Raw genomic sequence first — 12952 nt, 5'->3', positions numbered from 1 at the left:
CTCCTCGACGTATCTGTTGTAAAGGGATTTTGACGTCCGGCCGCCCCTCCGGCGGCCGGTGTTCGATCAGTCGCGCAGCAGGTCGTTCAGCGAGGTCTTGGCGCGGGTTTGCGCGTCGACACGCTTCACGATGATGGCCGCATACAGGCTGTAACGGCCGTTGTCCTTGGGCAGCGTGCCGCTGATCACAACCGATCCGGCAGGCACCCGGCCATAGGTGACTTCACCGGTGGCGCGGTCGTAGATCGGGGTGCTCTGGCCGATGTAGACGCCCATCGACAGCACCGAGTTTTCCTCGATGACGACGCCTTCGACGACCTCGGAGCGCGCGCCGATGAAGCAGTTGTCCTCGATGATGGTCGGGCCGGCCTGCAGGGGCTCGAGCACACCGCCGATGCCGACGCCGCCGGAGAGGTGCACGTTGGCGCCGATCTGGGCGCACGAGCCGACGGTGGCCCAGGTGTCGACCATCGTGTTTTCGCCGACGTAGGCGCCGATGTTCACGTAGGAAGGCATCAGCACCGCACCCTTGGCGATGTAGCTGCCGCGGCGAGCGACGGCCGGGGGCACGATGCGCACGCCGGCGTCCTTCAGCTCGCCGGCCGACAGGTGCGAGAACTTGGTCGGCACCTTGTCGTAGAAGCCGAGCGAGCCGGCTTGCATCTGCTCGTTGTCGCGCAGGCGGAAGGACAGCAGCACGGCCTTCTTGATCCACTGGTGGACGGTCCACTGGCCGACGGCTTCACGCGTGGCGACGCGCAGCTTGCCGTTGTTGAGCTCGGCGATCACGTGCTCGACGGCGTCGCGCACTTCCTTCGGAGCGCTGGCGGCGGAAATGTTGGCGCGGTCTTCCCACGCTGCGTCGATGGTCTGCTGGAGTTGTTGGGTCATGGAAGAACTCGGTTCTGGATGAATTGGACGATGCGTTGCGCGGCTTCGGTGCACTCGGCGGTGTCGGCGACCAGCGCCATCCGGATACGCCCGCGTCCCGGATTGCTGCCGGCCACGTCGCGGGCGAGATAGCTGCCAGGCAGCACCGTGACATTGTATTGAGCGTAGAGCTCGCGGGCGAAGGCCTGGTCGTCGCCCTGCCAGGAGGAGGGAACCCCGGCCCAGAGGTAGAAGCTCGCGTCGGGCAGGCGCACGTCGAGCACCGGCTCCAGGAGCGGCGTGACTGCCGCGAACTTGGTGCGGTACTGCATTCGGTTCTCGAGCACGTGCGACTCGTCGCCCCACGCCGCGATGCTGGCCGCCGCGACCGTGCCGCTCATCGCGCTGCCGTGGTAGGTGCGATAGAGCAGGAAGGACTTGATGATGGACGCATCGCCCGCCACGAAGCCGCTGCGCAGTCCGGGCACGTTGCTGCGCTTGGACAGCGAGGTCAGCGCGATGAGGTTGCGGAAGTCGCCGCGGCCGAGCTTGGCCGCGGCCTCGAGCCCGCCGAGCGGCGGTTCATCGCGGAAGTAGATCTCGCTGTAGCACTCGTCGGCGGCGATGACGAAGCCGTGGCGGTCGGAGAGCGCGAAGAGCTTCTTCCACTCGTCGAGCGGCATCACTGCCCCGGTCGGATTGCCCGGAGAGCAGACGAAGACGAGCTGCGTGCGGGCCCAGACCTCATCCGGCACGCTGTCCCAGTCGACCGCGAAGTTGCGCGCGGGCACGCTCGGCACGTAGTACGGCTCGGCGCCCGAGAGGAAGGCCGCGCCTTCGTAGATCTGATAGAACGGATTGGGCGACATCACGATCGGCGCGGGCGATCGGCTCGCGTCGACCACGGTCTGCGCCAGCGCGAAGAGCGCCTCGCGCGATCCGTTGACCGGCAGCACCTGCGTCGCCGGGTCGAGGCTCAATCCATAGCGCGTCTGCAGCCAGCCGGTGAAGGACTCGCGCAACTGCAGGTCGCCCGCCGTCGCCGGATAGACCGCGAGGGCGCCGAGCCCGGCGCAGAGCGCGTCCTTGATGAACCCGGGCGTCGGGTGCTTGGGCTCGCCGATGCCCAGGCTGATGGGCGCGTATTGCGGGTTCGGCGTGACGCCCGCGAAGAGTTGTCGCAGCCGCTCGAAAGGGTAGGGCTGCAGTTTGGCGAGCAAGGGATTCATAGGGCGGAATTATCGTGGCCGAGGCGCGGCGCCATCGCCTTGAGGCGTGCCTGTGCCGAGAGGATCAGCATTTCGAGCGCCGCCGGGTCGGCTTCGCCCAGCTTCTGGAGCGCGGCGCTCGCGACATCGACGAGTTCGGCGCGGCTCTCTTCCTTGACGGCTTCGATCTTGAGATAGGCGGCTTCGAGCTTGCGCAGCGAATCCTCGGCATCGCCGGGCGCGATGGCGTCGGAGCCCTTCGCGGCCAGCAGTACTTCGGTGATCCAGCCGAGCTGCCGCCCGTAGCTGGCCACATCGAACGCCTTCTTCTCGAGCAGGCCGTTGCCCGCCGATGAAGGAATCCCGGCAAAGAACCAGTTGGTGTCGGGCTCGATCTGCTGCGCCACGCTGCCGCTGAAGGGGAGATGAAACACCGGGGACCAGAACCAGAGCCACGGAAACATCGTCTTCTCCTCGTCGGTAGGGCCTTGGGGATCGATCAGAGCTTCTTGACCAGCACCTGGCTCTTGCGGTCCCAGTTGTACTTGCGCTTGCGCGCTTCGGGCAGCCAGTCGGGGTTAACCTGCTGGAAGCCGCGCTTGAGGAACCAGTGCATGGTGCGCGTGGTGAGCACGAAGATGCTGTCCAGCCCCTGCGCCTTCGCGCGGTGCTCGATGCGCTTGAGGATGCGTTCGCCGTCGCCCTGCGCCTGCGACTGGGGCGACACCGTGAGTGCCGCCATCTCCGCGGTCTTGGCTTCGGGATAGGGGTACAGCGCCGCGCAGCCGAAGATCACGCCGTCGTGCTCGATCACCGTGTACTGGCCGATGTCGCGCTCGATCTCGGTGCGGCTGCGCTTGACCAGCGTGCCGTCGCGCTCGAAGGGTTCGATGAGCTGGATGATGCCGCCGATGTCGTCGGCGGTGGCCTCGCGCAGCGATTCGAGCTTCTCGTCGATCACCATCGTGCCGATGCCGTCGTGCACGTAGATCTCGAGCAGCAGCGAGCCGTCGACGCTGAAGGGAATGATGTGGTTGCGCTCGACGCCCGCTTCACAGGCCTTCACGCAGTGCTGGAGATAGAAGGCGGTGTCGGTCGGCCGCTGCGCTGGTGCCAGCGAGGCGAGAAGCTTCTTTGCCGCGTCGAGCGGCAGTTCGGTGTCGATCGGGTTGTCGTCGCTGATCGGCCGGCTGGCATCCACCGGAATGCCGGGGATTTCCGTCAGGAAGATCAGCTTGTCCGCCTGGATCGAGATCGCCACGCTGGTCGCGACTTCTTCCATGGTGAGGTTGAAGGCCTCGCCGGTGGGCGAGAAGCCGAAGGGCGACATCAGCACCATCGCGCCGAAATCCAGTCCGCGCCGGATGCCGGCCGCATCGACCTTGCGCACCAGGCCGGAGTGCTGGAAATCGATGCCGTCGACGACCCCGACCGGCCGCGCGGTGATGAAATTGCCGGAGATCATCCGCACCGTGGAGCCGGCCATCGGCGTGTTCGGCAGGCCCTGGCTGAAGGCGGCCTCGATCTCGTAGCGCAGCTGGCCGGCGGCCTCCTGGGCGCAGTCCAGCGCGACCTCGTCGGTGATGCGCATGCCGTGCGAATACTTCGCCTCGTGGCCCTTGGCGCGCAGCTGCTCGTTGACTTGTGGCCGGAAGCCGTGGACCAGCACCACCTTGACGCCCATGCTCTGGATCAGGGCAAGGTCCTGCGCAATGCTTTGAAGCTTGCCCGCCGCGATCGCCTCGCCGGCCAGGGCAACCACGAAAGTCTTGCCGCGATGCGTGTGGATGTACGGCGCCACCGAGCGGAACCAGGGAACGAAGGTGAAGTTGAAGACGGTGGACATTGGCGGGAGTGGGGCGGCGGAAGGCCGGTCGCAAGATAATCGACGATTTTCCCCGAACTGTCCGCCTTGTCTTCGCCCTCACTTCGAATCGAGTTTCCAGAATCCCTGCCGGTGTCGGCCCGGCGCGACGAAATCATGGCCGCCATCGAGGCGCACCAGGTGGTCATCGTCTGCGGCGAGACGGGTTCGGGCAAGACCACGCAGCTGCCCAAGATCGCCCTGGCGCTCGGACGCGGCAAGCTGAACGCGCCGCCCGGCAAGGGCCGCTTGATCGGCCATACCCAGCCGCGCAGGATCGCGGCTTCGTCGGTCGCCAAGCGCATCGCCGAAGAACTGAAGACGCCGCTGGGCGAGGTGGTCGGCTTCAAGGTGCGCTTCCAGGACCGCCTCTCGCGCGACGCCTCGGTCAAGCTGATGACCGACGGCATCCTGCTGGCGGAGACGCAGACCGATCCGCTGCTCAAGGCCTACGACACGCTGATCATCGACGAGGCGCACGAGCGTTCACTCAACATCGACTTCCTGCTCGGCTACCTGAAGGAGATCCTGCCGCGGCGGCCGGACCTGAAGGTCATCGTGACCTCTGCGACGATCGATGCGGATCGCTTCGCACAGCACTTCGCGTCGGCGAAGGGGCCCGCACCGACGATCATGGTGTCTGGGCGCACCTTTCCGGTCGAGCAGCGCTACCGCCCCTTCGAGGAATCACGCGACCACGATCTGAACGACGCGATCGCCGACGGCGTCGACGAGCTCTGGCGGGATCCGCACAACGCCGGCGACATCCTCGTCTTCCTTCCCGGTGAGCGCGAGATCCGCGAGGCGGCGGACCATCTTCGCAAGCACCTGAGCCACCAGCCGGTGATGCGCAGCGCTGAAGTGCTGCCGCTCTTCGCACGGCTGTCGCAGGCGGAGCAGGACCGCATCTTCGACGGCCATACGGGCCGGCGCATCGTGCTGGCGACCAACGTCGCCGAAACCTCGCTGACCGTGCCGGGCATCCGCTACGTGATCGACGCCGGCACCGCGCGGGTCAAGCGCTACAGCTTCCGCAGCAAGGTCGAGCAGCTGCTGGTCGAGCCGATCAGCCAGGCGGCGGCCAACCAGCGCGCCGGCCGTTGCGGGCGGGTGGCGAACGGCATCTGCATCCGGCTCTACGACGAGAAGGATTTCGATGGGCGCCCGCGCTTCACCGATCCCGAAATCCTGCGATCGTCGCTCGCGGGGGTCATCCTGCGGATGAAGTCGCTGCACCTCGGGGACGTCGAGCGCTTTCCTTTTCTCGAAGCGCCGCAGCGGCGAGCGATTGCCGACGGCTACCAGTTGCTCAACGAACTCGGCGCAGTCGATGACGCGAACGAACTCACGCCGACCGGCGTGGAGCTGTCGAAGCTGCCGCTCGATCCCCGCGTCGGCCGGATGATCCTGGAGGCCCGCTCGCGCGGTGCGCTCGAAGAGGTGCTGGTGATCGCCAGCGCGCTGTCGGTGCAGGATGTGCGGGACCGCCCGATGGAAGCACAGCAGCAGGCGGACCAGGCCCACGCGAAGTTCGACGACGACCGCAGCGAATTCAGCGGTTACCTGCGGCTGTGGAAATGGATCCACGATGCGCGTGGCGGGCATGGCGAAACTCACAAGTTGAGCAATCGCCAGTACGAACAACTGCTGCGGCAGAACTTCATCAACGTGCGGCGCGTGCGCGAGTGGCGTGACATCCATTCCCAGCTTCTGACCGTGGTGACGGAGCACAAGTGGCGGATCAACGCGCAGCCCGCAACCTACGACGCACTGCACATGTCGATGCTGTCGGGCTTGCTGGGCAACATCGGCTGGAAGCTCGAAGACGACGAGGCGTACCTGGGTGCGCGCGGCATCAAGTTCTACCGGCACCCCGGCGCGCACCTGAAGAAGAAGCCCGGGCGCTGGATCGTCTGCGCCGAACTGGTCGAGACCACGCGCCTCTTCGGCCGCGGCATCGCCAACATCGAGCCGCAGTGGATCGAGCAGGTCGGCGGCCACCTGCTCAAGAAGCAGTTGCTGGATCCGCACTGGGAGAAGAAGGGCGCGCAGGTCGCGGCGCTGGAGCGGGCCACGCTCTACGGGCTCGTGGTGTACAGCGGGCGCCGCGTGGACTTCAGCCGGGTCGACCCGGCGGCGGCGCGGGAGATCTTCGTTCGCGAGGCGCTTGTGGGCGGCCAGTGGGAGAGCAAGTTGCCTTTCCTTGCCGCCAACCGGAAGCTGGTGCGAGAGGTCGAAGCGCTGGAGCACAAGTCGCGCCGCCAGGACGTGCTGGTCGACGACGAACTGATCTACGCGTTCTACGACGCGCAGGTGCCGGCGGATGTTGCGAGCGGCCTGGGCTTCGAGAACTGGTATCGCGCGCAATCAAAGGGCGCGCCGCGGCTGCTGTATCTGACGCGCGATGAGCTGATGCGCCATCAGGCGGCCGGCATCACGACGCAGGCATTTCCTCCAACGCTTCGGCTCGGCGGCGTCGACTGCGCGGCAACCTACCTGCACGAGCCGGGCGATGCCAAGGACGGGCTCACGGTCACGGTGCCGCTCTTCGTGTTGAACCAGGTCAGCGAGGAGCGTTGCGAGTGGCTGGTGACCGGCATGCTCAAGGACAAGATCCAGGCACTTCTCAAGAGCCTCCCGCAGAAGCCGCGGGCGCGGCTGGTGCCGCTGCCGGAAACCGCGACGCGCCTGGCTGAAGTGTTCGGTGCGCCCGAGGTATTCGGCCATGGATCGCTGACGGATGCGCTGCTCAAGCGCGTGCGAGAGGAAACCAGCCTCGATGTGAAGCGCACGGACTTCAAGCTGGACATGCTGCCGCCGCACCTGTTCATGAACTTGCGTGTGGTGGACGAGCATGGCCGCCAACTCGGCATGGGACGCAATCTTGGCGCGCTGAAGGCGGAGCTTGGCGCGCAGGCGCGGGGTGCGTTCCAGGCGCTCGCGGGGCTCAATGTGAAGACGGCGCCGGAAGCACCGTCGGCGCCGGCCGGCAAGCGCGATGAGCGGCCCGCGACGGCAGCCGAAGCGCCCGCGGCGGCGGTGCCGGCGGGACAGCGCTACACCGCATGGACCTTCGGCGAGTTGCCGGAACTGATGGAGGTGCGGCGCGGCGCGCAATCGCTCATCGGCTTCCCGGCGCTGGTCGACGGCGGCGATGCGGTCACCATCGAAGTCTTCGACGAACCGGCCGTCGCGGCCGCGAAGCATCGCATCGGCCTGCGGCGCCTCTTCGCCTTGCAGATCAAGGATGCGCTCAAGTACCTCGAGAAGAACATCCCCGATCTGCAGAAGATGGCGGTGGCCTTCATGCCGCTCGGCACGCTGGAGGAGTTGCGCGCGCAGGTCATCGATGTCGCGCTTGACCGTGCTTTCCTGCAGGACCCGCTGCCGACCGACGAAGCCGGCTTCAAGCGCCGTGTGGAAGAGGGGCGCGGCCGGCTGACGCTGATTGCCAACGAGGTGGCGCGGCTTGCCGGTGTGATCCTCGCCGAGTACGCGGTCGCGGCGCGCAAGATCAAGGACACCAAGATCCAGCCGACGGCCACGGCCGATGCGTTGCAGCAGTTGCAGCGGCTGGTCGGCAAGCGCTTCCTGGTCGATACGCCCTGGCAGCGTCTCCAGCATTTCGCGCGCTACCTCAAGGCGATCACGTTGCGGCTCGACAAGCTGCGCGGCGACCCCGACCGCGATGCGCAGCGCCTGGCGGAGCTTCGCCCTCAGGAGCAGCGCTATTGGCGCCTGCTCGCAGAGCGCAAGGGTGCGATCGACGAACGCATGGGCGAATTCCGCTGGCTGCTCGAGGAACTGCGCGTGAGCTTCTTCGCGCAAGAACTGCGCACACCGCAGCCCGTGAGCGTGAAGCGCCTCGACAAGCTCTGGGTCCAGCTCGAGAGCTGAGCGACTTTCGACCGCGCACGAAAAAGCCCGCCGAAGCGGGCAGCTCGCGTTCTCATGCGATGGCGGAGGGCGCTATATCCGCCCCATGAGAAGCAGCACGACTACCACGACGAGCACCAGACCCAGGCCGCCGCTCGGACCGTAGCCCCAACTGCGGCTGTAGCCCCAGCTTGGCAACGCGCCGACCAACAGCAGGATCAGCACGATCAGCAGAATCAACGAAAGTGACATGGACTTCTCCTTGGGCGGAATCAACCGAGAAGCCCATGGTCGAGGCGGGCCGTCGCATCCCTCGCCGGAAGGCACGCCCTCCGGCGGTCAGGACTCTCCTACCGTTTCTGTCAGAGCCGGGCCAGCCGCTCCAGGGCGTTGTGGAGCGTTTCGTCCTTCTTGGCGAAGCAGAAGCGCACCACCCGCTGGTCGAAGCCGTCGCCATAGAAGGCCGACAGCGGAATCGCCGCGACGCCGATCTCGCTGGTGAGCCACTGGCAGAAATCCGCTTCATTGAGGTCGCTCACCTCGCTGATGTCCACGCACTGGAAGTAGGTGCCGCCGCTCGGAAGCAGCTTGAGTCGGGTCTTTGCAAGCCCTTCGGCGAACAGGTCACGCTTGCGCTGATAGAAGGCCGGTAGTTCGAGGTAAGGCGCGGGGTCGGCCATGAAGCTCGCCAGCGCGTGCTGCATAGGCGTGTTGACCGTGAACACGTTGAACTGGTGGACCTTGCGGAACTCCGCGGTGAGCGGCGCCGGCGCAGCGACATAGCCGACCTTCCAGCCGGTCACGTGGTAGGTCTTGCCGAAGCTGCTCACGATGAAGGTGCGCGCGGCCAGGCCCGGGAAGCGTGCGGCGCTTTCATGCCTTGCGCCGGTGTAGACCATGTGCTCGTACACCTCGTCGCTGATCACGAGCACATCGGTCGGCGCGAGCAGTTCCTCCAGCCGCTGCATCTCCGCTTCGGTCCAGACGGTGGCGCTGGGGTTGTGCGGCGTGTTGATGATGATCGCGCGGGTGCGTGGCGTGAGTGCGGCTGCGATCTTGTCGAAGTCCGGCCGGAAGGTTCCGGGTGTGAGCGGCACACGCACCACCTTGCCGCCGGCGAGGTCGATGTTGGGCACGTAGCTGTCGTAGCACGGCTCCAGCACGATCACTTCGTCACCGGGTCGGACCACCGCGAGGATGGCGGTGATGATCGCTTGCGTCGCGCCTGCGGTGATGGTGATCTCGGTTTGCGGGTCGTAGCTGTGGCCGTACAGCGTGGCGATCTTCGATGCGATCGCCTGCCGCAGCGGAAGGATGCCGGGCATCGGCGGGTACTGGTTGTGCCCCGCGGCCATGGCATCGGTCACGGCCTGCAGCAGCTTCGGATCGCACCCGAAATCGGGGAATCCTTGCCCGAGATTCACCGCGTTCTTTTCGACGGCCAGCGCCGACATGACGGTGAAGATGGTCGTGCCCACGGCGGGCAGCTTGGTCTGGACTTCTGGGGTGCGTGCAGTCACGGTGGAGGTACTCACAGGTCGTAGTCTTGGTGCTGGCCGCTCAATGCCTTGGCAATCAGGTTGCGGTCGAGCCGGTCCGAAAGGAGCTCGGCGAACTTGAAGACGAAGTTGCGCAGGTAGGCGCTGCGCTTGAACGCGACGCGGGCGATGTTGACGCCGAAGATGTGGCCCATCGGTCGCACGACGAGGTCGCTGTTCGATTCGTCGCGCACCGCCATCTCGGCCACGATGCCCACGCCGAGGCCGAGCCGCACGTAAGTCTTGATGACGTCCGAATCGATCGCTTCGAGCGCGATGCGCGGCGTCAGCTTCTTGTGTGCGAAGGCGTGGTCGATGCGCGTGCGGCCGGTGAACGAGGGGTGGTAGGTGATGATCGGCTCGGCCGCGAGGTCCTCGAGCGTGATGCGCTCCTTGGCGGCCAGCGGGTGCTCCTTGGGCAGCACCAGCACGTGCTGCCACTCGTAGCAGGGCATCGTCACGAGATCGGCATAGTCGGACAGCGATTCAGTCGCGATGCCGATCTCGGCGATCTCGTCGATGACCATCCGCGCCACCTGGTCCGGCGAGCCCTGGTGCAGGCTCACGTTGACCTTGGGGTAGGCCTCCCGCAGCTTGGCGACCGGCACCGGCAGGACGTAGCGGGCCTGGGTGTGCGTGGTGGCAATGGAGAGCGTGCCGCTGTCCTGGGCGCTGAACTGCTCGCCGATCCGCTTGAGATTGCCGACCTCGCGCATGATCAGCTCGATGCTCGCCAGCACATGCTGGCCGGGTTCGGTCACCCGCTTGAGCCGCTTGCCGTGCCGCGCGAAGATTTCCACGCCCAGTTCTTCTTCGAGTTCGATGATGGCCTTGGAGACGCCCGGCTGCGAGGTGTGCAGCGCCTTGGCAGCTTCGGTCAGGTTGAGGTTTCGCCTCACGGCCTCTTGCACGAACTTGAACTGGTGAAGATTCATAACAAATTCCGTCTTATTCGGGAATTCATTATGCCTTCGGAATCTATGAAAATCACCGCGGCTTCAGGATTCGAGCGCCTTTCTCGCGAGCAGCTCGATCACCTCAGGCGCTTCGCCGACAGCGCCGGCCAGGGTGAATTCGACCGCCGGATGCCGTGCGCGCAAATCATCGAGAAGGCGTGGGAGGTCTTCGCGCACATGCCGGCCCATCCCGAGGAAGAGCGGTAGCACCCGGATGGTGCGTGCGCCCTGGACGATCAAGGCTTCCGCTGCACCGCGCAGATCGGGCTGGACCAGTTCGAGGTACGCGCAAGAGACCTTGGTCTGCGGATCGAGTTCGGCGACCCGCCGCGCCACCGCTTCCACAGGCGCACGCCAGCGCTCGTCGCGCGAGCCGTGCGCAAAGAGGACGATGCCGCGGGTGGCATTCATGCGGGGGGCCTCTAGCGCCTCAGCACCAGCCAGGTGAACGCGCCCAGCGACATCACCGAATAGATGAGCCCCGGCGCGGCTGCCGTCATCCATGGCAGCCAGTTGCCGAGATTGCCGAGATAGCCGAACACGTTGTTCAGCAGGAAGAAGCTGATGCCGATCATCACGCCGACGAACACATAGGTCGTGATGCCGGACTGGCGGAAGTGCAGGTACGCGAACGGCAGCGCCAGCACGACCATCACGAGGCACGACAGCGGGTAGAACACCTTGCGCCAGAACTCGATCTCGTAGCGCTGCGCCGTCTGGCCATTGGCCTCGAGATGGCGGATGTAGTCGAACAGATCGAGCGTGCGCATGCGATCGGGCCGCAGCAGCGCGACCGACACCATCTCGGACGTCAGCGAAGTCGGCCATTCGATCATCGGGATCTTGGTCGTGACGATGCGCGCATTGCCGGGCCCGCGCGTGTCGTATTCCTCCCGGCTGACATCGACGAGCGTCCATCGTCCGTCGCTGGCCTGGGCCGATGCGGCAGTCGTCTGCGAGGTGATGAAGCCCTTGTTGTCGAACTCGATGATGCGCGGTTCCTTCAATTCGCCATTGCGGCCCATCGTGGCCACGTTGACGGCGTAGGAGGTGTCGCCCTGGCGCTCCTTGAGCCACGCGCCGGTGTTGCCGACCAGCGAAAAGATATTCTGGTAGCGCACCTTGAGCAATTGCGCCGTGCGGTCGCTCAACGGCGCGATGTAGTCGCCGATCGCGAAGGTGAGCACGACGAAGCCCAGCCCGAGGATGAGCAATGCCCGAAGCGCCCGCCAGGGCCCGAGGCCGCTGGTGCGCAGGATGGTGAATTCGGAGCTCTGCGCGAGCCGCGCCATCACGAAGATGGTGCCGATCAGCACAGCGATCGGCAGCAGGTCGTAGAGATGGCTGGGAATCAGCAGCGCGACGTACAGCAGCGCCTGCGCCCCACCGTAGCCCAGCGTCTCGGGGCGGCCGATCGATTGCAGTTCGTCGACGAAGTCGAAGAAGAAGAAGAGGCTCAAGAAACCGAGCGCGACGAAGGCGACCGCCTTCGCCACCTCCACGTAAATGAGGCGACGGATTGTTTTCACGCGGCGTCAGTCTTTCGGGCGCGGCGGACGCGAAACGCGGGCAGCAGGCTCCAGTTGTAGTGCCGCTTCGCGAGCCAGGCGAGGCCGATCAGGAAGGCGCCGCCATGCAGGACCAGCATGAAGCCGCCCAGGCTGTACTTTCCCGAGCCCACCCAGTTCTGGCCGAGATTGAGCAGGTTGTAGTAGAGGACGAAGGCGAAGAGGGCGAAGAGATAGTTGCCACTGCGGCCCACCCGCGGATTCACGCTCGAGAGCGCCAGCGCGAGCAACACGAAATTGGCGCCCGCGAGCAGCATGCCGATGCGCCAACCGAGCTCGCCGAGATTGAGCAGCGTCGGTTCGCGCAACAGCGACAGCGTGGTGCGCGTGCGCACCGGGGCGTCATCGGGCGAGTTGCCGCTGCTGCTGCCGATCTTGGCGCCATAGGTCTGGAATTCGCTGATCTTGGTGCCTTCGGCGTTCAGCGAGCGCTCCACTCGTTGGCCGTTGCTCAGGAGCAGGTAGCGCTTGCCGTCGATGTCCTCCATGTGACCGCGGCGGGCGGACGTGATGATCTGCAAGTTGCGCTCGATCGACTGGATGAACACGTTGTTGGCGGTGGCACTGTCGGGCGCGTCCTTGTCGATGAAGAACACGCGCAGCCGGCCCGCGGATTCGCGAAACTCGCCCGGCGAGACCCGCTCGATGTCGCTGCGCTGCTCGTAGCGTTCTCGCATGCCCTGCGTCTGCGAGTTGGCCCAGGGCCAGCCGACGAGCGCGAAAACTGCGATCAGCACCAGGATCGGCCATGCGAAGCCGAACAGCGGCCGGAGGAACTCGGCCAGCCCGCGCCCGCTGGAGAACCAGATCACCATTTCGCTGTCACGGTACATGCGCGACAGCGTGCCGACGATCGACACGAACAGGCACAGGCTCAGGATGGTCGGCATGTAGCCGAGCACGGTGTACGTCATCACGAGGAAGACCTCGCGAGGATTCACGCTGCCCTTGTTCGCCAAGCCGAGCGTGCGGATCAGCATCATGGTCATCACGATCGTGACCAGCACCACCACGGTGGCTCCGAAGCTGCGGGACAGCTCCTTGCGTAATGAGGAATGGAATAACATCGTCG

The 12952-nt window shown here is 65.7% G+C and carries 11 protein-coding genes; 1 reads left to right on the top strand and 10 read right to left on the bottom strand.

The genetic code is table 11. The features are described 5' to 3' along the window. Positions 1-66: 66 nt before the first annotated feature. Genes dapD through argA form a run of 4 tightly spaced genes read right to left on the bottom strand, consistent with a single transcriptional unit; the run spans position 67 to position 3924 of the window. Positions 67-891, bottom strand: a complete 825-nt coding sequence (gene dapD / locus BLW05_RS01850; protein ID WP_093158957.1) for a 2,3,4,5-tetrahydropyridine-2,6-dicarboxylate N-succinyltransferase — start codon at positions 889-891, stop codon at positions 67-69. Continuing rightward, positions 888-2099 carry a succinyldiaminopimelate transaminase gene (gene dapC, locus BLW05_RS01845; protein WP_093158954.1) on the bottom strand — a complete coding sequence of 404 codons (1212 nt, stop codon included), beginning with the start codon at positions 2097-2099 and terminating at the stop codon, positions 888-890. The genes dapD and dapC overlap by 4 nt, the downstream gene beginning before the upstream one ends. Beyond that, positions 2096-2542: a hypothetical protein gene (locus BLW05_RS35835; RefSeq protein WP_177142533.1), complete on the bottom strand. Its 447-nt coding sequence runs from the start codon at positions 2540-2542 to the stop codon at positions 2096-2098. The genes dapC and BLW05_RS35835 overlap by 4 nt, the downstream gene beginning before the upstream one ends. Positions 2543-2577: 35 nt before the next feature. Further along, positions 2578-3924, bottom strand: coding sequence for an amino-acid N-acetyltransferase (gene argA, locus BLW05_RS01835; RefSeq protein ID WP_093158952.1), 1347 nt, complete (start codon positions 3922-3924; stop codon positions 2578-2580). A 135-nt stretch (positions 3925-4059) separates the two neighbouring features. Here argA and hrpA point away from each other — a divergent pair, with 135 nt between their 5' ends. Continuing rightward, positions 4060-7839: an ATP-dependent RNA helicase HrpA gene (gene hrpA, locus BLW05_RS01830; RefSeq protein ID WP_256329965.1), complete on the top strand. Its 3780-nt coding sequence runs from the start codon at positions 4060-4062 to the stop codon at positions 7837-7839. Positions 7840-7911: 72 nt separating this feature from the next. On the opposite strand, the gene BLW05_RS01825 is transcribed toward hrpA, so the two are convergent. From BLW05_RS01825 to lptF, 6 genes are all read right to left on the bottom strand, one after another. Beyond that, on the bottom strand, positions 7912-8070 hold the full coding sequence (locus BLW05_RS01825; RefSeq protein WP_088956970.1) for a DUF3309 family protein: 159 nt from the start codon (positions 8068-8070) through the stop codon (positions 7912-7914). A 110-nt stretch (positions 8071-8180) separates the two neighbouring features. Continuing rightward, positions 8181-9353 (bottom strand): pyridoxal phosphate-dependent aminotransferase, encoded by a 1173-nt coding sequence (locus tag BLW05_RS01820; RefSeq protein ID WP_093158947.1) that lies wholly within the window; start codon positions 9351-9353, stop codon positions 8181-8183. Then, on the bottom strand, positions 9350-10291 hold the full coding sequence (locus tag BLW05_RS01815) for a CysB family HTH-type transcriptional regulator (RefSeq protein WP_093158944.1): 942 nt from the start codon (positions 10289-10291) through the stop codon (positions 9350-9352). The genes BLW05_RS01820 and BLW05_RS01815 overlap by 4 nt, the downstream gene beginning before the upstream one ends. 63 nt (positions 10292-10354) lie before the next feature. Then, positions 10355-10723, bottom strand: a complete 369-nt coding sequence (locus BLW05_RS01810; protein ID WP_093158942.1) for a sirohydrochlorin chelatase — start codon at positions 10721-10723, stop codon at positions 10355-10357. Between the two features lie 11 nt (positions 10724-10734). Then, the gene (gene lptG / locus BLW05_RS01805; RefSeq protein WP_093158939.1) at positions 10735-11841 is read right to left on the bottom strand and encodes an LPS export ABC transporter permease LptG; all 1107 of its coding nucleotides are present in this window, start codon (positions 11839-11841) and stop codon (positions 10735-10737) included. Further along, positions 11838-12947, bottom strand: a complete 1110-nt coding sequence (lptF, locus tag BLW05_RS01800) for an LPS export ABC transporter permease LptF (protein WP_093158937.1) — start codon at positions 12945-12947, stop codon at positions 11838-11840. The genes lptG and lptF overlap by 4 nt, the downstream gene beginning before the upstream one ends. Positions 12948-12952 lie beyond the last annotated feature (5 nt).

It is taken from the genome of Variovorax sp. YR216, from assembly GCF_900107745.1.
Classification (GTDB): Bacteria; Pseudomonadota; Gammaproteobacteria; order Burkholderiales; family Burkholderiaceae_C; genus Variovorax.
The sequence above is the reverse complement of the archived record's forward strand: the minus strand, read 5'-3'. Positions and strand labels throughout refer to the sequence as shown.